Here is a 278-nt window from a genome sequence, read left to right as displayed (position 1 = left end):
ACCACACGATCGTGGCAGCACCGCTGGGGCACACACATATATTCACTTACGCAACAGTAGACTCTACCGTGCCAACCTCCGACTCGGCTGCACGTCTCGGCGCATAGTCTACATTCTCATCATCTGTCGGCTCGATCATACCAGGATCCGACACATCAACCATGTGCGGCTCAACCATGCCCGCATCATCCGTCGGAACGAGCCCGGCATCCACAACCGTGGTTTTAGGCTTACCGGCAACAAACGTCGGATTACCAAACGAGGTAGCAACCGACAGG

At 55.8% G+C, this 278-nt stretch carries 1 pseudogene; it reads right to left on the bottom strand.

What is annotated here, in order from left to right:
• Positions 1 to 46: 46 nt before the first annotated feature.
• A pseudogene (locus tag KZZ06_RS20595) lies at positions 47 to 278 on the bottom strand (hypothetical protein); the annotation flags it as partial.

The sequence above is a fragment of the Sulfitobacter sp. CW3 genome, assembly GCF_019392245.1.
Taxonomy (GTDB): Bacteria; Pseudomonadota; Alphaproteobacteria; order Rhodobacterales; family Rhodobacteraceae; genus Sulfitobacter.
This window is presented reverse-complemented; position numbering and strand designations above follow the sequence as displayed.